At 60.6% G+C, this 19,082-nt stretch carries 21 protein-coding genes, 1 tRNA gene and 1 pseudogene; 18 read left to right on the forward strand and 5 right to left on the reverse strand.

All coding sequences use genetic code 11. From position 1 onward, the window contains the following. On the forward strand, positions 1-999 hold a 999-nt coding region (locus A3AS_RS0137380), incomplete at its 5' end, for a methyl-accepting chemotaxis protein (protein WP_018322544.1). 114 nt (positions 1,000-1,113) lie between these two features. On the opposite strand, the gene A3AS_RS0137385 is transcribed toward A3AS_RS0137380, so the two are convergent. After that, on the reverse strand, positions 1,114-1,485 hold the full coding sequence (locus A3AS_RS0137385) for a DUF3175 domain-containing protein (protein ID WP_018322545.1): 372 nt from the start codon (positions 1,483-1,485) through the stop codon (positions 1,114-1,116). A gap of 180 nt (positions 1,486-1,665) precedes the next feature. On the opposite strand from A3AS_RS0137385, the gene A3AS_RS0137390 reads away from it, so the two are divergent. The 3 genes from A3AS_RS0137390 to A3AS_RS0137400 all read left to right on the forward strand — a co-directional run bounded on the left by A3AS_RS0137390 (position 1,666) and on the right by A3AS_RS0137400 (position 5,678). Continuing rightward, positions 1,666-3,150 (forward strand): MFS transporter, encoded by a 1,485-nt coding sequence (locus tag A3AS_RS0137390; RefSeq protein WP_018322546.1) that lies wholly within the window; start codon positions 1,666-1,668, stop codon positions 3,148-3,150. Positions 3,151-3,154: 4 nt separating this feature from the next. Next, entirely contained in the window at positions 3,155-3,973 is an 819-nt protein-coding gene (gene otsB / locus A3AS_RS0137395) for a trehalose-phosphatase (RefSeq protein ID WP_018322547.1), read from the forward strand. A gap of 241 nt (positions 3,974-4,214) precedes the next feature. Further along, complete coding sequence (locus A3AS_RS0137400; RefSeq protein WP_026202766.1) at positions 4,215-5,678, forward strand: trehalose-6-phosphate synthase; 1,464 nt, start codon at positions 4,215-4,217, stop codon at positions 5,676-5,678. Positions 5,679-5,869: 191 nt separating this feature from the next. On the opposite strand, the gene A3AS_RS0137405 is transcribed toward A3AS_RS0137400, so the two are convergent. Further along, the gene (locus tag A3AS_RS0137405) at positions 5,870-6,211 is read right to left on the reverse strand and encodes a hypothetical protein (RefSeq protein WP_018322549.1); all 342 of its coding nucleotides are present in this window, start codon (positions 6,209-6,211) and stop codon (positions 5,870-5,872) included. Positions 6,212-6,405: 194 nt separating this feature from the next. Here A3AS_RS0137405 and A3AS_RS0137410 point away from each other — a divergent pair. From A3AS_RS0137410 to A3AS_RS0137465, 11 genes are all read left to right on the forward strand, one after another. Beyond that, positions 6,406-6,495 (forward strand) — tRNA-Ser (locus tag A3AS_RS0137410). A gap of 129 nt (positions 6,496-6,624) precedes the next feature. Next, entirely contained in the window at positions 6,625-7,824 is a 1,200-nt protein-coding gene (locus A3AS_RS44375) for a site-specific integrase (RefSeq protein WP_018322550.1), read from the forward strand. Continuing rightward, positions 7,814-8,263 (forward strand): hypothetical protein, encoded by a 450-nt coding sequence (locus A3AS_RS0137420; protein ID WP_018322551.1) that lies wholly within the window; start codon positions 7,814-7,816, stop codon positions 8,261-8,263. The genes A3AS_RS44375 and A3AS_RS0137420 overlap by 11 nt, the downstream gene beginning before the upstream one ends. Positions 8,264-8,368: 105 nt before the next feature. After that, entirely contained in the window at positions 8,369-8,587 is a 219-nt protein-coding gene (locus A3AS_RS44380) for an AlpA family transcriptional regulator (RefSeq protein ID WP_018322552.1), read from the forward strand. A gap of 406 nt (positions 8,588-8,993) precedes the next feature. Continuing rightward, complete coding sequence (locus tag A3AS_RS0137430) at positions 8,994-10,157, forward strand: hypothetical protein (RefSeq protein WP_026202767.1); 1,164 nt, start codon at positions 8,994-8,996, stop codon at positions 10,155-10,157. 422 nt (positions 10,158-10,579) lie between these two features. After that, the gene (locus A3AS_RS0137440) at positions 10,580-11,065 is read left to right on the forward strand and encodes a hypothetical protein (RefSeq protein WP_020508809.1); all 486 of its coding nucleotides are present in this window, start codon (positions 10,580-10,582) and stop codon (positions 11,063-11,065) included. Further along, the gene (locus A3AS_RS0137445; protein WP_018322556.1) at positions 11,065-11,466 is read left to right on the forward strand and encodes a hypothetical protein; all 402 of its coding nucleotides are present in this window, start codon (positions 11,065-11,067) and stop codon (positions 11,464-11,466) included. The genes A3AS_RS0137440 and A3AS_RS0137445 overlap by 1 nt, the downstream gene beginning before the upstream one ends. After that, positions 11,463-13,016, forward strand: a complete 1,554-nt coding sequence (locus A3AS_RS0137450; protein WP_018322557.1) for a hypothetical protein — start codon at positions 11,463-11,465, stop codon at positions 13,014-13,016. Before A3AS_RS0137445 ends, A3AS_RS0137450 begins: the two co-directional genes overlap by 4 nt. Next, on the forward strand, positions 13,013-13,369 hold the full coding sequence (locus A3AS_RS0137455; RefSeq protein WP_018322558.1) for a hypothetical protein: 357 nt from the start codon (positions 13,013-13,015) through the stop codon (positions 13,367-13,369). Before A3AS_RS0137450 ends, A3AS_RS0137455 begins: the two co-directional genes overlap by 4 nt. A 1-nt stretch (position 13,370) precedes the next feature. Next, entirely contained in the window at positions 13,371-14,213 is an 843-nt protein-coding gene (locus A3AS_RS0137460) for a hypothetical protein (RefSeq protein ID WP_018322559.1), read from the forward strand. Positions 14,214-14,520: 307 nt separating this feature from the next. Beyond that, complete coding sequence (locus A3AS_RS0137465; RefSeq protein ID WP_026202768.1) at positions 14,521-15,042, forward strand: hypothetical protein; 522 nt, start codon at positions 14,521-14,523, stop codon at positions 15,040-15,042. A gap of 48 nt (positions 15,043-15,090) precedes the next feature. Here the strand turns inward: A3AS_RS0137465 and A3AS_RS0137470 are convergent, their stop codons facing one another. Continuing rightward, positions 15,091-15,618, reverse strand: coding sequence for a hypothetical protein (locus A3AS_RS0137470; protein ID WP_018322561.1), 528 nt, complete (start codon positions 15,616-15,618; stop codon positions 15,091-15,093). A 39-nt stretch (positions 15,619-15,657) separates the two neighbouring features. On the opposite strand from A3AS_RS0137470, the gene A3AS_RS0137475 reads away from it, so the two are divergent. Further along, positions 15,658-16,140 (forward strand): hypothetical protein, encoded by a 483-nt coding sequence (locus A3AS_RS0137475; RefSeq protein ID WP_245283383.1) that lies wholly within the window; start codon positions 15,658-15,660, stop codon positions 16,138-16,140. Here the strand turns inward: A3AS_RS0137475 and A3AS_RS0137480 are convergent, their stop codons facing one another. Further along, entirely contained in the window at positions 16,141-16,860 is a 720-nt protein-coding gene (locus A3AS_RS0137480; RefSeq protein WP_018322563.1) for a hypothetical protein, read from the reverse strand. A 278-nt stretch (positions 16,861-17,138) separates the two neighbouring features. Between A3AS_RS0137480 and A3AS_RS47980 the strand changes: the two genes are divergently transcribed. Then, positions 17,139-17,318 (forward strand): hypothetical protein, encoded by a 180-nt coding sequence (locus tag A3AS_RS47980; protein WP_157644501.1) that lies wholly within the window; start codon positions 17,139-17,141, stop codon positions 17,316-17,318. Next, positions 17,257-18,015 carry a reverse transcriptase domain-containing protein gene (locus tag A3AS_RS44385; protein ID WP_018322564.1) on the forward strand — a complete coding sequence of 253 codons (759 nt, stop codon included), beginning with the start codon at positions 17,257-17,259 and terminating at the stop codon, positions 18,013-18,015. The genes A3AS_RS47980 and A3AS_RS44385 overlap by 62 nt, the downstream gene beginning before the upstream one ends. An 811-nt stretch (positions 18,016-18,826) precedes the next feature. Here A3AS_RS44385 and A3AS_RS44390 read toward each other — a convergent pair. Next, positions 18,827-19,082 (reverse strand): annotated as a pseudogene (locus A3AS_RS44390) (IS481 family transposase); the annotation flags it as partial.

Genomic DNA, 19,082 nt, shown 5'->3' on the forward strand with positions numbered 1-19,082 from the left:
AATTTCGACGTCGTGCTGCCCGGTCTCGGCCGCAAGGACGAGATCGGCGAGATGGCCGGCGCGGTCGAGGAGTTCAAGGTCCAGGCCGTGGCAAAAGCCGAGCGCGATGCCGCCGCCAGCGAAGCCCAGAACAGGGAGGCGAGCGCTGCCCGCCGCTCCGAGCTGATCCGCTTTGCCGATGATTTCGAGAGCGCGGTCGGCGCCATCGTCTCCAACGTGTCGGCCTCGGCCGTGCAGCTGGAATCGGCGGCGTCCACGCTGACCCGCACTGCCGAGACCACCCAGAGCCTGTCGAGCCAGGTCGCCGGCGTGTCCGAGCAGGCATCGTCCAACATGCAGTCGGTCGCCACCGCGACGGAAGAGCTCTCGGCCTCGGTCGAGGAGATCGGCCGTCAGGTCCGCGATTCCAGCCGGATTGCGGAAGCTGCCGTGGTGCAGGCCAAGGAGACTGACGGTCGCATCGGCAAGCTGTCGCATGCCGCCCAGCAGATCGGCGAAGTCGTCAAGCTGATCACCGCGATTGCCGAGCAGACCAACCTTCTGGCGCTCAATGCCACCATCGAGGCGGCACGGGCCGGTGAAGCCGGCCGCGGCTTTGCGGTGGTCGCCAGCGAAGTGAAGTCGCTGGCGAGCCAGACCGCGAAGGCCACGGACGAGATTTCCTCGCACATCACGGGCATGCAGGGCGCTACCGCCGAATCGGTTGCCGCGATCAAGGAGATCGGCGCGACCATCGGCCAGATCTCGTCGATCTCGACCTCGATCGCGAGCGCGGTCGAGCAGCAGGGCGCGGCGACGCAGGAAATCGCGCGCAGCGTCCAGACCGTCGCGCAGGGCACCCAGACCGCGGCCACCGACATCGGCGAGGTCAACCGCGGCGCCGCCGAGACCGGCTCGGCCTCGGAGGAAGTGCTGCACTCGGCCAAGACGCTGTCATCCGAAAGCACCCGCCTGCGCGCCGAGCTCGATCGGTTCATGGGCAATATCAGGGCGGCGTAGCGGACCGCGGAAAGAACGCGTAGGGTGGATGGGCGAAGCGTGATCCACCACCGTGATGTCACGGCTGGGAGCCGAGTGGTAGATTACGGCTTCGCCTAACCCACCCTACAAATCTCACTCCCTCCCGAACGCCCGCTTCAGCTCCAGCTTCGCCTTCTCCAATCGCGTGCGCTGCGTCTTTGGCAAGGTCTTGCCGGCGCGGTTGATGTAGAAGGTCAGCATCGACAGCGCCGAGCGATAGGCGCCGGTCTTGCGGCGTGAGCTGTGCTCGGCCGATCGCTTCAGCGACGTCGCGATCTTCTTCGGGCTGGTCAGCTTGAACACGCCGCGCTTCAGGTCGAGCGCGTCGCTCTGCTTCGTCACGCGCTGCGACCAGCGCTTCGGCGCAGCGCGCTTCGCGCGCGTCCGCACGGTGCCGCGCTTGGCGCTCGTCGACCTGCGCGCGGCTGTTTTGCGGGATTGTGTCGTCTTTCTGACATGAGCCATGCGTCAACTCCTTGCGGCTCCATCGGAAACGAGCGGTATGAAGGGCCGTTCCCATGGGAACCCGGCCTCGCCGCAGACGTTGTCGCAGGTGGCAGGCGGAATGCCGCACCCCGATGATCGGATCGACCCCGTCCACATCATGTGAACCGGGGGCGCTTCCATTGATCAGACAACAACCTGATGGAATTGCAGCAAAGCCCAGCGCCGAACTATGCTCCTGTGGTCGCGGCAGCCCCGGCCGATCGCATCGTCGAGACCAGTATCCCCGCGCGGCTCGACGCGCTGCCCTGGAGCGGGTTTCACACCCGCGTCGTGCTGGCGCTCGGCATCACCTGGATCCTCGACGGGCTCGAGGTGACGCTGGCCGGTGCGCTCTCCGGTGCGCTGAAGCAGAGCCCGTCGCTGCAATTCTCCAATCTCGATCTCGGTATTGCCAATTCCGCCTATCTCGCCGGCGCCGTGCTCGGTGCTCTCGGCTTCGGCTGGCTGACTGACCGCATCGGCCGCAAGAAGCTGTTCTTCATCACGCTGGCGCTCTATCTCTCGGCGACGGCCGCGACCGCGCTGTCATGGGATGTCGCCAGCTACGCTCTGTTTCGCTTTCTCACCGGCGCCGGCATCGGCGGCGAATACACCGCGATCAACTCGACCATCCAGGAGTTGGTGCCGGCGCGCTATCGCGGCTGGACCGATCTCGTCATCAACGGCAGCTTCTGGATCGGGGCGGCTATGGGCGCAGTGGCGTCCATCGTGCTGCTGGATCCTGCTGTGATCAGCCCCGATCTCGGCTGGCGCCTGGCTTATCTCATCGGCGCGACCGTCGGCCTCGTCGTGCTCCTGATGCGGATGTGGATTCCGGAGAGTCCGCGCTGGCTGATGATCCATGGCCGTCCCGATCAGGCCCATGCGATCGTCGACGAGATCGAACGCTCGGTGATCGGACGTGATCAGGATACGAGCGACGGGCGCTTCATGAAAATCCGGCTGAAGATGCGCGATCACACGCCGATCCGCGAGGTCGTGCATACGCTGTTCTCGGCATACCGCCAGCGCGCGCTGGTCGGCCTCGTGCTGATGAGCGCGCAGGCGTTCTTCTACAATGCCATCTTCTTCACCTTCGCGCTGGTGCTGACCGATTTTTACGGCATAAGCGCCGATCATGTCGGGTGGTACCTGCTCCCGTTCGCCGCCGGCAATTTCCTCGGGCCCCTGCTGCTCGGCCGGCTGTTCGATACGCTCGGCCGCCGAGTCATGATCATGTTCACCTATGGCGTATCGGGCCTGTTGCTGGCGATCTCCGGCTATCTGTTCTCCATCGGTATGCTCACCGCGCAGGGGCAGACCATCGCCTGGATGGTGATCTTCTTCTTCGCCTCGCCGGCCGCGAGCGCGGCCTATCTCACCGTCAGCGAGACCTTTCCGCTCGAAGTTCGCGCGCTGGCGATCGCGGTGTTCTACGCGGTCGGCACCGGCATCGGCGGCGTGATCGGGCCGGCGCTGTTCGGCGTATTGATCGACACGGGATCACGCACCAGCGTGTTCGCCGGCTATCTGCTGGGGTCATTCCTGATGATCGCAGCCGCGATCGTGGCTTGGCGCTATGCCGTCCCTGCGGAGCGCAAATCGCTCGAACAAATCGCGCGGCCGCTCGCCTTTATGGAGTAGACTGATGAAATCAGAATTTGCAGAAATGGCGTTGGACCAGAAGCGCACCATGCCTGACGACGAAGCACCCGATGCGGTACCGGTTCCGCATGCGCTGGTGCCGCATCTCGACGAGACCGCAATACTGCTCGACATCGACGGCACGCTGCTCGACCTGATGCCGACGCCGCGCGAAGTATGGGTGCCGCCGGGCCTGTCGGACACGCTGAATCGGCTGACCGAGCGTACCTCCGGCGCGCTGGCGCTGGTCAGCGGTCGTTCGCTCAACGACATCGACCTGATCTTCGCGCCCGATGTGTTCCGCGCCGTCGCCGGCCACGGCGCGGAGATGCGGCTGTCGATCGACAATGAGGCCGATGACGTGCACGCGCCGCCGCTGGACAAGGAGCTGAAGCGGCGCCTGGCCGCGATCGCCAAGCTTTCGCCCGGCATTCTGCTCGAGGACAAGGGCTATTCGCTCGCGCTGCATTACCGCCTCGCGCCGCACGCGGAGAAAGCGATCTACGAATCGGTCTCGGTGATCCGCGCCGACCTGCCCAATGCGCCGATCGAAGTGCTGCCCGGCAAGTTCGTCTGCGAGATCAAGCATTCCGGATTCACCAAGGCGACCGGCGTGCGCGAATTGATGAAGCGGGAACCGTTCAAGGGACGGCGTCCGATCTTCATTGGTGATGACGTCACCGATGAAACCGTGTTCGCGATCATGCCCGACATGAACGGGCTTGCCTTCTCGGTCGGCCGCCGTGCCATGGGCGTGAATGGCCATTTCGACACGCCGAACGATGTGCGTGCATTCCTCGCCCGCCTGCTCGACCCGAGGTGAAACAAAGGCAGCGCCATGTCGCGGACATGATGCTCTGGGAACGGCGCCGCCGCGCGCTGCAACGCGTGCTGCGCAACATGCCCGCACAAGCTGTCTTCGCAACGAAATCTAGGGTTCCCGAAGCGAAACCAGTTCCAACGCGCGTGCCCGATTTTGGTTTCAATTGGTTGAAACGATGATCAGGAACCATATTGATGAACGGCAGTTAAACGGGGTGGAATGAAACAGGAGGGGACGACCTGTGAACTTAGTCGTCGTTTCGAATCGCGTCGCCCGCGGCAAGCCTAACGAGCCCATGACGGGCGGCCTCGCGGCGGCCTTGTTGCCGGTTGTGGAACATTCGGGCGCGATCTGGGTGGGTTCTTCAGGCCGTGTGCGTGACGGCCATCAGAAGGAACCGTTCGCTGAGATCGAAGCGCTCGGATCGGGCGCGATTGCGACGTTGGATCTGCCGGCGGCGCATTACGGCGGCTATTACGAAGGCTTTGCCAATTCGGCGTTGTGGCCCGCGCTGCATTCGCGCAGCGATTTGATCCGCGTCTCGCGCGACGATTACGTCAGCTATCGCGAGGTCAACGCCTTCATGGCACGCGCCTTGATGCGCTTCCGAAAAGCCAAGACTGCGTTCTGGGTGCAGGACTATCATTTCCTCGCGCTCGGCGCCGAACTGCGTGATCTCGGCCTCGACGATCCGATCGGCTTCTTCCTGCATACGCCGTGGCCGGTCGCCGCGGTGATGCAGGGCGTGCCCAATCATCGCGAGCTGATCACGGCAATGCTGGCCTACGATCTCTTGGGCTTCCAGACCGAGGAGGATTGTCAGAATTTTCTCGGCTATGTCGCGAGCGAGCTTGGCCTCGCCGTCGAGGACGGCGTTGCGATTTCGCAGCATGGCCGCACCCGCTGCGAGGTCTTCCCGATCGGCATCGATGCGGAGAAGTTCGCCCAATACGCGGCGAAGTCAGCCTCGCATCCCGACGTGTCGCGGCTGCGGCGCAGCCTCAACGGCGAGCGCCTCGCGATCGGCGTCGACCGGCTCGACTATTCGAAGGGCCTCGTCAACCGCATCAGCGCGTTCGACCGGCTCTGGACCGAACAGCCGCAATTCTCGCGCAGCATCTCGCTGCTCCAGATCGCCAACCCCTCGCGCGGCGGCATCGAGGCCTATGGCAATCTGCAGAACGACGTCGCGCGCCTCGTCACCGACGTCAACGGCCGCCACGGCGAGGTCGACTGGACGCCGATCCGCTATTTGAACAAGGGCTTCAGCCAGGCGGTGCTCGCAGGGCTCTACCGGACCGCGCAGATCGGCGTGGTGACGCCGCTGCATGACGGCATGAACCTCGTCGCCAAGGAATATGTCGCCGCGCAAAACCCGGCCGATCCCGGCGTGCTGGTGCTGTCGAAATTCGCAGGCGCGGCCAACGAGCTCGACGCCGCGCTGGTCGTCAATCCGCATGACATCGACGGCATGGCCCGGGCGATCGCGATCGCTGCCGCGATGCCGCTCACCGAGCGCAAGATGCGCTGGGACGCGATGATGAAGAAGCTGCGCGGCCACACCATCCAGCAATGGTCGGCCGATTTCGTCGCCGAGCTCGAGAAGTGCCGGACCGAGAAGGCCGCGGTCGCCCCGCTCGCCGCGCAGCCGCCGCAGGCATTGCGCTGGCTGAAGTCGGCGATATCAGGCGTGAGGCTGATTTAGCTCTCACGAGCTTGCTCGATGCTCGTCCCCTCTCCCCTTGCGGGAGAGGGTGGCTCGCCGCATGTGCGGCGAGACGGGTGAGGGGTTTCTCTCTCGCGTAAATCTTCCGAAGCATATTTCGTTGATGCACACCCCTCATCCGGCGCTTCGCGCCACCTTCACCCGCAACAAGGGGAGAAGGAAAGAGGACATCAATAACAATACGACACCCCATCCAGGATCGCGCATTGCCGCTTGTTCGGCGCGTTCGGATCGTCCATTGGCACCATGCCCTTGCCCTGGCCGACGAACACGCCGGGCCCGACATGCACCGAGCTCTTGTTGCCGATGATCACGCTCGGATGCGGCGAAGCGCTCGAGCGCGTGCCGTCCGGCCAGATGATGGCATCGCCCGACAGCACCCCGCGCCGGCCGTCATTGCAGCTGACATCGACGCCTTGCCGGGTGCAGACCTGCGCGGCGGCGGGCACGGCGAAGGCGGAGCCAAGGGCCGAAATCAGGCTGAGGGCGGCGATGGTGCTTCGGATGGTCATGGCGTCCCCGGTCGTGTTTGCTGTTCTTGCGTGAATCGTCGCGCCAAACCCGTCACCGGTTCAGCCGGCAGGCGGGTCATGGCATCTGCCGTGTCGGATATTATCCCGTAAATACAACATCTTACGGAAAATTCACCCGATTTCCCCGCGGTCTCTTGCAAAATCATCGGCGCCCCTTCAAGAGAGGGCGCTCCGGAGAGATGGCCGAGTGGCTTAAGGCGCACGCTTGGAAAGCGTGTGTGCGGGAAACCGTACCGTGGGTTCGAATCCCACTCTCTCCGCCACCGGTCCTTAAATTCCAGGAAATTCCGGGCAATCTAGGCGCCTTCCGCCGCTGTACCCCTGCTCCTACCCATTAATCATATTGGCCCTTCTTGGTGGGGCGCAAATGCTCCGGGCGATAAGCTTTGGGCATGCTCGAAAAGCTCAGCGCCGCCGCGATCACTCGAAAGCCAGAATATCGGAAGCCCGGCCGATACGCCGACGGCGGGGGCCTCTATTTGCAGGTGACGGCTCGGAAGACCGGCGGGGTCACGCGAGCTTGGCTCTTCCAATATTCCTGGAAGGGCAAAGTACGGCAAATGGGGCTTGGCTCCTTCGAGCAGGTCACGCTTGCTCAAGCTCGCAAGCGCGCGAAGGCGGCTCGCGAAAAGGTAGCCGATGGCATCGATCCGATCGCTGAGAAAACTGCCGAGCGACGAGCAGCCATCGTTGAGGTCGCGCTGCCAAAGAGCTTCCAGGCATTCGCTACCGAATACATCGCGACGCATTCGCCTTCTTGGCGCAATGATATCCATCGCAAGCAATGGACTTCGACGCTCAAGGCCTATGCCTATCCGATCATCGGCAATATGAACGTCGCTGAGATCGAGACCGCCGATGTGTTACGCGTCCTGAAGCCGATCTGGGCAACGAAGCTGGAGACGGCCGATCGGGTGCGCGGCCGAATTGAGAAAATCCTTCACGCGGCAAAGGCGGCCAAGCTGCGCTCGGGCGACAATCCGGCGATTTGGAAAAATCATCTAGACCACCTTTTGCCGAGCAAGAAGAAAGCGGAGCGGCACCATCCGGCGATGCCTTATGCCGATCTGCCCGCATTCGTACGCGAACTCGTCGAGCGCGATGGAATTGCACCGCGGGCTCTGGAGATGCTGATCTTGACAGTCGCGCGGACGGGATCGCTGATCGGTATGCGCGATACCGAGCTTGACCTTCGCAATGCCCACACTTGGACCATCCCTGGCGAGCGGATGAAGGGTGGCAAGGAGCATACGGTTCCCCTTTGCCAGCGCGCTCAGCAGATTATCCGCAAGATGCCGCGCGAGAAAGGCAGCCCTTTCCTATTCATGGGGCAGAAACCCGGCAGTCACATCAGCAATATGGCCATGCTAGAGTTGATGCGGAAAATCGCGCCGGCTTATGTACCCCACGGCTTCCGCTCCAGCTTCACCGATTGGGCCAATGAAGAGACCGACGCCAAGCACGAAGTCATCGAGATGTGCTTGGCGCATACCATCAAGAACAAGACCGAGGCAGCTTATCGGCGCGGCGAGCTACTGGAGAAGCGGCGCGCTCTTCTAAGCGAATGGGAGGCCTATCTCTATGGGGTTTGAATTCAAATGCCGGTCTGATGAGGAATTGGCGCTGATGACCCGCGATGAGGCTCGCGCTGAGAGCAAGCGCCTTAGGGAATATGAGCGCGAGCTTCGCTCCGAATTGAAGCGCATCCAAGCCGCTCAGAAGTTGGTCCCAAAATATCGAGGAGGGCGCAACGGGGGGACGCGGACTAAATCGGGAGATCAAAATCATCTGGCAGCGATGAAGGCACTCAATTTATACCAAGCATGGGCAAATCGTAGGAAGCGCGATGGTCTCAAGTCTCGACTACCCGACGCCCAGAAGGAGAAGATCATTGAGGCCGCGAGAGCTGGCCTGCCCCTTTCATCCCAGGAGCAGGTGCGCAAGCTCTTCAATGATCATCGCGCATATAGCGAGGAGAAAGTAACCGTCCGGGGATACGTGCATCGCGTGCGCGGCCCTGATTATCTTTGAACATTAGAAGTCAAAATTTCTGCTTTCTATTGCGGATATTAGCCGCCCTCTTGGACAGCTTACGATGCTTCTCGGCTTCTAGCGAAGCTCTGCGAGGAGTAAACGATGAGCATCATTTTCTTGCGCCTGCCGGCGGTGAAAGCGCGGACAGGGCTTAAAGAGACGACGATCTATAAGGGCATCAGCGAGGGTACGTTCCCGCCGTCATTTCCATTGACCGAGCGATGCGTGGGCTGGCGAGAGGATCAGATTGCAGCATGGTGCAAGGCTAAAGCGGAGGGCCGCGCGATCCGCTTTGACTCGTCAGCGGCTCGGAGGCGCTAATGATCCCGGACAATGAACCGGTAGATATCGCCCGCTTAGAGCGGGCTGCCTATCGGACTGCACGAGCTATCGGCCGTCAAATCGAAGAGTTGCTTGCTAATACTCCGGGTGCAGCAATCGAGCATGCTATAGAGCGGCTTGCGTCGGATTTGCTCAAGGAAAAACCCTTAGTGGCCTTGATCGCAATGAACAGTGCGTGGGTCCGCTCAGCCTATCTTAATCTCCTAAAGAGGCAGAAAGCCGAGGATCGAGTCCGACTTAAGGGACGAGATTTGTGGCTTGATCGATTGACCGTCAATCTCGCTTCTAGCAAGCGAAAGAGACCAGCACCTTAATTCGAAAGGGGCGCATCGACCACCAAGATGCGCCCCGATCGCTTGCGATAGCGGCTCCGCCAAGAGCGCTATTGTCGCAGACAGCAAGGAAGGATGCTGCCGTGCCAAAAGCTTGCCATATAGCCGCCCTGGAAGCCACCCGCGCCGAAGACAGCCCGCCGACGCGGCGCGCTCGCCCGCAGAGAAGGCCGTCCAAGCCCCTTCGACAGCCGGATGTCCCTGATCACCTGCTCGGCTATCCAATCGCCTCCGACGGGCTTGGCTGCCCGATCCAGATCATCGATTTTCCGGATGCCTTCGCTATCTGGCTCCGCAGCGCCATGGAAGCCGCCGACATCGAGCATCTGCGCAGCCGATGCGCCGGCAAGCCGCGCATCGAAAATCGCAAGAGCCGGATCGACCCCGAACTGATCCAGCGCATAGTCCCTCGCCAGCCCTCTCGCGAAGCCATCGAATGGCTGGCGCGCCGCAACGATGTTCACTTCAATTATGCCGAGCTGGCCCGCGACCTGATCTATCAGAGCGCAGCAGAGCGCGACGCGGCTTTTCGCTTCCATCTGGCGCACGCGCTCCGGAAAGATCGGCGCGGCCAGCAGATGACGATCTGCCTCGGCCAAGATGGCCAGTCGACAGCCTACGACGCGAAGCGCTCGGCCAAGAGCCGGCTCCTCGCCTATCCCTGCATGTCAAAGATGGTGCCGAAGCAGCCAGCGCTCCATATCGAAGAGCGAGATCAAGGCCCCCAGATGCTGAAGCGGAAGGGGATCAGCCTCCGCGATCTGCTCAGCTTCGACCATCTGCGCTTCTGGAATGACACTCTGCACTATTACCGCATCCGAGATGTCGAAGGCCTTGGCCGCGCCTACCTCAACTATCTGGAGCGACAAAATCCCCTCCCAAGGAAGTCGCGAAGAAAGCCGCTCCTCAAGAAGATAACCGATCGCATCAGCATGAACATCGATAAGCGGACTGGCCATCTGCTGATCCGCACCCTCGGATACTTCAGCGCAGAGCAGATCAAGCTCGGCAAGAAAGAGCGCAAAGCCGGAATGAGCATGGAAGCGATGCCAGGGTACGAAGATATCTACGCCGCCATATCCATCCAGAATGTCTATGATCGGCTCAATCACCTCATTCCGCTGGATCGCTTCATGGAGCGCATCAGCGTCAATGCTAATTCCGAGATAATCCGCTATATGAGAGCCAGCGATCCAGAGCCGGCCGCCAAAACCTAGATCGTCGCCGGGCAATCCAGCGATATCGATACGCTAGTGCCGCGATCCAAGGTCCGGTAATTCGAGCCGCGGCCCCTAGCCGGGACAAAGGCTGCCAAGCGCCGAACCAGACCTGCCGGCTCTCCGCTGAAGCCGAGAATGCAGCTTAGCAAGGCGCTCAGGACGCCAGCGGCCATTACCCATAATCCGGAATTGAGCCAAACTAAAATGGCCAATTTTGATGCCAGATCGGACAAATCGAGCTGGATGAAATTGCAAGCGATTGCGCGATTTTGCTCCGAACACGCGGACCTCATCTCCGCCTAACCTAACGCGATTGCCTGCCTTTTAGAGGCGGGTTGCATCGATCCTGGGAGCTGACGCTAGCTCTACCCATGGCCCGCTGCCCATTAGCTCGCAGCGCAGACTGGGTAATTTGAGCAATGCTGAAGCGAGTGAAAGCGACCGGGAAGAAATCACCTGCATGCCTTCGTGCCAGCGGCGCGGATGGCCGGCAGTCATCGCGCATCAGCACGGGCCGCGATCTTCTGCCGAATGAAGATGGACGATCGCGATGGGCTCGCTTGCTCAAGGCAACCTATCGAGCGCTGATCGCGCATTGCGGCGGTGACGACGCCGTGACTGATCCGCAGCGCATCGCATGCCGGCGCATCGGCGCGCTGGAGGCGGAGCTTGTACATATCGAAGATCGGCTTGCTCGATTGCGGCGCTCGCGGAAAGAGCCGCCCCAGTCGCTTTTGCAGAGCTATGCTTCGCTGACGGCTCAGCAGCTTCGCCTGAGCAGAGAGATCGGATGGGATCGGCATTCGAAGCCGCTCAATGACGAGCCGCAGGATCTGAATAGCTATCTGGCGCGACGAGGCGCCGGTCATCGCAACGTCATCCTCGAGCATGAGGAGGCGGAGTGATGGGGGCAAAGATCATCCATCGCATCCGGCCGCATTATCCGCGCTATGTTACTCAAGCTTTCTTGCGGCGGCTGCGGACCGACTTCATTGAGCATCGCGTCAATGCCAAGGATCGCGGCATCGGCTTTCAACTGACCTTCTCGCAATGGCTGGAAATCTGGATCGCCAGCGGCAAGGTACGGAAGCGAGGTTGCCGACGCGGCCAATATGTAATGGCGAGGTATGGGGATCGCGGTCCCTATGCCATCGGCAATGTGAAGATCATTTCTGCCAGCGAGAACATCGCCGAAGCTCTGAGGGGTAAGCCTCGATCCCCGGAGACTCGCGCTCTGATCTCCCTCGCGATGCAGATGAGCTGGAGCCTCCGTCGAGCTGCGCAGCGTGCGGGAACCCCGCTATGAAGCGCTTTCGAGCCAGAAAGCGCCAGACGAGCTCGCCAGGGGCGGGCAAGGGTATCTCTATCCTCGACGCTATTCGTGACGCGCGGCTCTTCTGGCCTTGGTTTGCCAAGAAGCCGGAGAGCTGGGCGGCCTGGCTGGCTTTTCTGGCGGCGCTCTTTGCGCTGGAGATGACGCCGGCGCAATTGCAGCTCTACCGAAAATGTACGGGCCGCAAAAAGCCGCCGATATCGGTCGCCCGATATGCCTATCTGATCTGCGGGCGAAGGGCGGGGAAGTCTTTCGTTCTGGCGCTTGTCGCGACTTTCCTTGCTTGCTTCTTTGACTATCGGCCGTACCTGGCACCTGGCGAGCGCGGCACCATCATGATCGTCGCCTCAGATCGCAGGCAGGCACGCACGATCCTGAGGTATATACGCGCGCTGCTGAAGCAGGTGCCGCTGCTCGCTCGGATGATTGAGCGCGAGACGGCGGAAGGCTTCGATCTCGACAATCGGGTGACGATCGAAATCTCCACCGCATCCATGAAATCGGTGCGAGGCTATACGGTCGTCGCCGCTCTCCTGGACGAAGCCGCATTCTTTACGACTGATGAGGGCTCGGCTTCGCCGGATGCCGAGATCGTGAAGGCGATCAAGCCGGCGATGTCCACCATTCCGAATGCGATGCTGCTTCTCGCCAGCTCGCCCTATGCCAAGCGAGGCATCCTATACGAAGCTTATCGCGACCACTTCGGCAAGGACGGCGATCCGACGCTTGTATGGCAAGCAGATACTCGGACGATGAACCCAAGCGTGCCGCAATCGGAGATCGATGAAGCATATGCCGCTGATCCGGCGACCGCTTCGGCGGAATTCGGTGCGCAATTCCGCAACGACATTGAAAGCTACATCTCGCTTGATGCCATCCTTGCTTGTGTCTCTGAAGGTATCTACGAGCGGCCGGCTGAGAGGGGCGTCACCTATTCAGCTTTCTTGGACCCGGCCGGCGGATCGGGCCAGGATAGCTATACGCTGGCAATCGGCCACCGCGATGCTCCGACCGGCATGGCGATCGTGGATTGCATCCGCGAAGCCAAGCCGCCTTTCAGTCCCGAAGAGACGACCGCGGCATTTGCCGCGACTCTCAAGAGCTATGGGATCAAGAAAGTTCTGGGTGATCGCTTCGCGGGCGAGTGGGTCCGCGAGCCCTTGCGCAAGCATGGCATCAGTTATGATCCGAGCGCCAAAGCGAAGAGCGACCTCTATCGGGACGTGCTGCCGCTGATCAATAGCCGCAAGATCGACTTCCTCGACCATAAGCGAATGATCCAGCAATTCGTCGGCTTGGAGATGCGCACTTCCCGCGCCGGCAAACCAAGCATCGACCACGCTCCTAATCAGCACGACGACCTCAGCAATGCCGTCGCCGGCTTGATCGCGAACATCGGCGTCCGGCGATATCGCTACGACAGTTCGATGAGCTGGGTCGGCACCGGCCATGTTGACGATACCGAAACTTTCCGAGCCGGGCGGATCACCCGGTATCTCTTCTCAGGAGGATTGATCAGATGAAGAGCGAAGTTTTCGACAAGGACGGCAAGCGGATTACGCTGGCCGGCAATGTAATTCCGGATGGTGCGACCGTCCGGGTGCCTCAGATGGTCATGGACGCTGCGCCGGCCGGGCTGCACCGCCCCGGATCGCTGCCGCTGGCGGATGCTGACCGGGATGCTCGGCAGGCCGCCTATGAAGACCGCAAGCGGAGCTTGTCAGATCGGTGGCGGCACCCGGCGCCTGCTCAGCCGCCCGCCGGCGCCAAAGCGCCCCAGACGACGCCGCCAGCACCCGTAGCGGGGGCCTCTGACGCCGATATCGCCTATCAGGCTCGATGCGCGGCGCTTGAGCAGGCCTGGCGGAGGACCTGACATGCTGCAATTGCCAACCCTGGCTCAGGTAAAGCTGGACCGGCTCGACACGCGCGCTATGGAGCTGCATGACGCCGTCGGCTCGGTCGCGCGCCGAGCTTCCGAGCTCTCCAGAGCGCGTAGCACGGCTCCCGCATCCGAGCTGGCGTCGATGGATCAAGAGCTGACGCGTCTTCAAGGTCGGCTCAGCGATCTTCAAGAGCAGCATCGAAATCTGGCGAACCTCGTCTCCAACATCAAGCATTGGCTTTCGCGCGCAAGCGGGGCCTATGAGATGGCAAAGCCGAGCCGCGCCACGTCTGAGGCGACGAAGATGACCCCGGCGCAAGCCGTGTCGAACCTGCGAGCTCAGATCAAGGCGCTCGCCGCTGAGCGCTTGCGGGTACTACAAGCGGCGCTCCCCGCCGCCGACATCAAGAAGCTGGCATCCGCTTATGTTGCGGCTCAGCGCGAACGCGGCCGGCCGAAGCTCACCTTTGATCATGGGCGGCCTTTCCAAGCCCAATTCGACACCCCGGTTGAGGGCGCCTGGACGGCAAAGCTGGATATCGGCGCTGCGCTCGCGTGGCTCGACCCCGACGCTTTTGAGAAGCGGCTGCATGAAGACATCGACAGGCTGCCGCAGCCGGCGCTTGCGTTGTCGGCAGATGAGCGCGCGGCCAAGCTGCTGGAGCTAGAGGCGGAGCTGCTTGCCCGCGAGCGGGACGAGGAAGCCCTGATTGAACTCGCCGATGAGCAGGGAGCAGCCATCGCTCGCAGGCTGGACGCGGACCCGCGAGCCGTACTCGGCATCGCGATAGCCCGCGCTAAGAAAACGAAGCCGGGGCGCGTCAGAGCCGCTTAACGAATACCCTCCCGATTGTCGGTCTCGGGAGGGCATGCCGGCTGGTCCTTAGTCTTTCATTCCAGCCGGGGCGCGCAGTGTGCAGGTCGTGCCATTCAACAACAGCACACAGCTTGCGGCCCCTTTTCCTTTCCGGGCGCGGCAGGCAAAGCGAGCCGCCGCTCCCCTTGTCCCGCATCCCGGCGGCGGCTCGCTTCATGTTCCAAAATTGGAACAGAAGTATTAGAAAAATACTACAAAGATATTGCAACAACACTCCGAGTGTGTTGTTATCTATCCATCGAAGCGTATTTGATGGAGGAATTTAATGACCGACGAAGTTGTGGTGGTTTTCACGGCAAAGAGCGTAGAGCGAATTCTCGATGAGAACGGGACCTCCTCGTGGCGAATGGATCGAAACCATGCCCGGCAATGCCGCTACGCCGTATGCACGCGCAATGCGCATGCCGATTGGGTGGAGGGAAGCGAGCAGCACCACACCGCGTTCTTGATCGGCAAGATCAAGGACGTGGTCCCCTCCGGGGACAATGGCCGCTATCTCGTGCAATTCAGCGAGTACGCAATCATCAACGTCCCCGATGCGTGGAATGGCGGGCGCAATCCGGTCAGCTATAGCTCATTGGCTGATTTGGGCATCGACCCCTCTCAGCTCGATTGGCAGCCGATGCCGCAAGGACCGCACGGATCAGCGCGCGTGCCCGCCACGCCGGAAAACCCGTCGCCTGCCGGCGGCGCCATCCGCGGCTTAACAATGGCGGAAGCAAAGGCCGGATTGGCGCTCACTTTCGGCGTCCGACCGGAAGCGATCGAGATCACGATCAGGGGCTGATTTCTGCGCTGCTGCTTCGCACCTCGAAGCAGCAGCCTTGCCCAAGCGCTAGTGTGAAAGCTTCTCTAGCCGCTCGCGTAAATCGATCAATTGCCCTTCGGGCAATTTACTTGCGACCGCTGCGAGAAGGCGGACGAGAACATCATCATCATCTGCGTCATCTACCGCCTGCAACACCCGCGGCCCGAAGCGACGCCGGATGCCGAGACTCAGATTGATACGAGCCAGAGTACTCGGGACCTTTTTGTATTTCGCGAGAAAAGCGACCAGGCCGGCATGAAGCTCGGAATGCGACGCGCTGGCCGGGCCCGCGACAGAGAACCATTGCTGTAACTGCGCCTCGGTGCGGCGACCATCAGCAGTGTCGGCCTCCTTCAAGTATTTCTCCGCATCGATGTCCTGATAGCCAATGAACTTTGATGGGCCGAAGTGCCATTCACCATCCGCGTCTTTGTCAGCGTACCAAGCGCGCGCATAGGGGAGTCTGCTCTGGAGATCGACGCTTTTTGCGACTTCGGCTTCGAACCTTCGGATATTCGCCAGCGCCTGGGCTGGGCTGGATACGATTACAAGCATGGGCGCTCCTGCAATTTGCGCATCTTATTCACGAACTAGATGAATAAAATGCACAAGATGAGCAAAGTCAAGCGCTCGACTCTTTGTTCTTGTTATGTTCTAGTATCTGGCGTGGGCAAAGAGCGGATGGCGAGCTGGCGCATGTACTCAAGGAAGCAAATCGACGCGCTGGCCGAGCGCGCAGCGCCCCAGCCGACGGCGTCGGCGCCCGGTCCGGCCCCCTCGGACCCAATCCCCGATGCCCTATGGCAATCCCTGCTGGACGATCCGCGCGCGGCCGGCAAGCCCAAGGTGCCGATCCAGCAATGCCGGCTCGCTGATATCCACCGGCATATACTCCGCGTCGAATGCTCGCGCTGCTCTCGCATTGTCGAGATGCAGAAGGCCGAAGCCATCCGCTATTTCGGGGCTGATGCGATTTGGAAGAATGTCGGCCAGCGATTGCTGGATCAGACTTGCACCAATCGGACTGGCCGGCATGAAGAGGACGGCTGCTGGCCGAATTGGATGGAGGGCAGCTAGTCAGAAGGGAATGTCATCGTCCATCTCTGATCGCTTGTGTTCAATCTGCTTTGGCTTGGGCGGAGCTGGTAGCTGAGGCTTGTCCTCTTTTTTCTTTGCTATGCCAAAGACCCGAGCGACGGCATCCAGTAGGTCGAGAATTTTGCTGCGCTCGATTATTTCGCCCGTCGCTTCTGCCGTCTCGATCGCGAGAGCCGCATAGGCATCGTATCTGGTCCGGCTCCGGTCGATCTCATTCTCAAGATCGTGAAGCTTGGCAAGCAGCGACTCTCGCTTGCGCTCTTCCAGTTCAAGTTTGAGAAAGAGATCGCGGACCTGCCCAAGCAGATGATGTAATTTCGATTTGGCGGCTGCATCGAACCGCACGGAATAACCCTGGAGCCGACGGCCATGCCGGATCTCAAGCCGGGTCGTGTAGTGCTTCACCCGCTTGCTGAAATTCTGGTAGGTGTGGAAGTCCACATCTTGGATAGCGGGCGTCTCTTTATCGAAGGCTGCCTCGACGAGCTCCAATTCCTCAGCCGCCCCCAGCACCTGCGCGATGTAATCGGTGTAGTAGATGCCGAGGTTTTCGTTCTCGTGGGCCTTGCTGACGGCATCCTCGCATTCGCGCCGATAGCGATCCTCCAACATCAAAAAGGCCTCTTCTGGATCGGCCGGCAAGTCCAAATACTTATATTCCATAAGCAATGCCTTTTGTACGAGGCCGTCAAAAATCATTGAGTCGCGGATCGAAATCTACCTGCGGCGGTGCAATTGTCCCCTCTTTGTTCGCCGGTATTTTTACGGGGTTGTGATTTTTCCCGACTCTACCATTTGTTGACCCATCCGTTGGCGATGACCCGGCGACCGCGGCGCGCTTTAGTCGCTTAGGCGATCAGGCGTTACGCTTTCGAAGCACTTCGCGGCCTTAGGGCTACGAGGGACTCTTCTCGGTTGTCGGCTCCATGGAAATGGTGTCGCTGGTTAGCCGACGGGGTAACGATTGGAGACGCCGTATGAGCAAGTTCATTGCACGTATGGCGCGTCTTATCCGCGAGATCGCAGTCTTTTTGGTTCCGGTACTAACCGTCATCAAGCTACTGATTGAAATCGCGGATAAGGCCGCCAACTGCAATGCTCTTAAACTTCGAACTCAAGTACCGAACCCGAGGCAAGTGGATTTTCGTACCGACTGATCAATGCGAGCGCAAAGGGCGCCGCATCATTCAATACTTTTCGCGCTTCAAATTTCCAGATTACTTCTATCACTACCAACCCGGCGGTCACATCGCCGCGCTGCATGCTCATCTTCAGCATAAGCTCTTCTTCAAAATCGATATCCAGAATTTTTACTATTCTATCGCGCGGATGCGAGTCACGCGCGCGCTCCGATCTCACGCTTACCCCGGGGCCAACACGCTCGCGAAGTGGTCGACCGTACGAAATCCCTACGGGGGACCGCTCGCCCACGTCCTACCTATCGGATTTGTCCAATCTCCGCTCCTCGCAAGCCTGGTCCTAATGAAATCGCCGGTCGCCGAGGCAATTGAGCGGGCGAGGAAGAGTGGCGTCACCATTTCCGTCTACATGGACGATTTCATCGGATCGCATGACGATGAAGCCACCCTGCAGGCAGCCTACGCGGACATCCGAGACGCCTCGGTGAGGGCAGGCCTCCTTCCCAATCCAGCAAAGCTAGTTGCACCTACTGCAGCAATCACTGCCTTCAACTGCGATTTGAGCTTTGGGGCGGCGAATGTCAGCATTGATCGAGTGGCAAAATATGACGCTCGTGCAGATCGGAGCGCGCATTCAGATGCCGCCTTCGCCCAGTACAGGTCTCGAGTCGCGGCAGCGAACCATTCACCAGAAGCGGTCGCGGATGCCTCCTAGCTGGCCGGGCCCTGTGTATAAGTGCACAGAAAGGGAACAAGACTCCTGACAAGCCACTATTCGTGGTACCTATAGCGAGTCGGCACGGACACCGATTGCCAGCTTCAAGCCTTCCGATCCCTGATACGGGCGGGGCGCAGGAAGCGCTTCCGAGGCGGCGAGGACTTCCCTCGCTTTGGCAAAGGGAGAACGCCCAATGTGGCCTTCTTGTCCAGTGCAGATGCCGGTGCCGGTTCGGGCTTACGTCCGCTTCCGCTTCGGCAGGTGGGAGAGCGTAATTGCTCACTGCCGAGGTCTGCCCCGCCGGTGACACGGCAAAGGCAGACCCACTAGCGTAGCGTAAAAGTTCTCACCTTGGGGGTGGCTTCGGCCACCCTCTTTTTTGCGAGCTAAGAATATTCGCTGGACACTGTAAAGAGTCAGATTTTCTCTTTTTGAGTTGTAGGCCGCTTTTTCCCGCGCCGGCGGGCGATAGGCGCCGGCTATTATCAGATCGAGTTCTGAGATCGCGAATTGCCTCTCTTTGAGGAGGCATCTCTTCTATCCCAGATCATCGATCGTGACATTCCCGCGTTAGAAGTAAAAATCTGTCCGGCAATCGATAAAGCGTGCGTGCCCATAACGTTACCCATGCTCATCCCCTGGAATGCACTGGGCCTCTCCGATCTCCAGCGGGCCTCGGCTTTACCTAACCAATTGATCCGCAGCGCTAAAGCGGGGCTTTACGAGCCTTCTCGGCCTTTATCCGCATGGACACTCTCTCCGCCATAACGCTGCTGTCCGGCCCGAAGAGATGGGTAACGGATCGTACCTAAGAGATGGGTGACAACCTCGTGCCGAACGGGTTGTCGAGGGGTTGCAGGGTCTTCTGCTCCAGGTCGAAATATCCAAGATCATAGTGCATGAAGCTGACGAGCCAAATGCCCTCGTCGACCTCCTTGATGCCGAGCTTCTGGCCGGCCAAGACAAGGGAGATATTGATTCTCTTACGGTGAAGGCAGAGACGCCCGCAGGAGGTGACGACGACGTCGCGATCGTGAAAGGGATAGGCCAATTCCGGCAAGCCC

Source organism: Bradyrhizobium sp. WSM2793 (genome assembly GCF_000379585.1).
Taxonomy (GTDB): domain Bacteria; phylum Pseudomonadota; class Alphaproteobacteria; order Rhizobiales; family Xanthobacteraceae; genus Bradyrhizobium.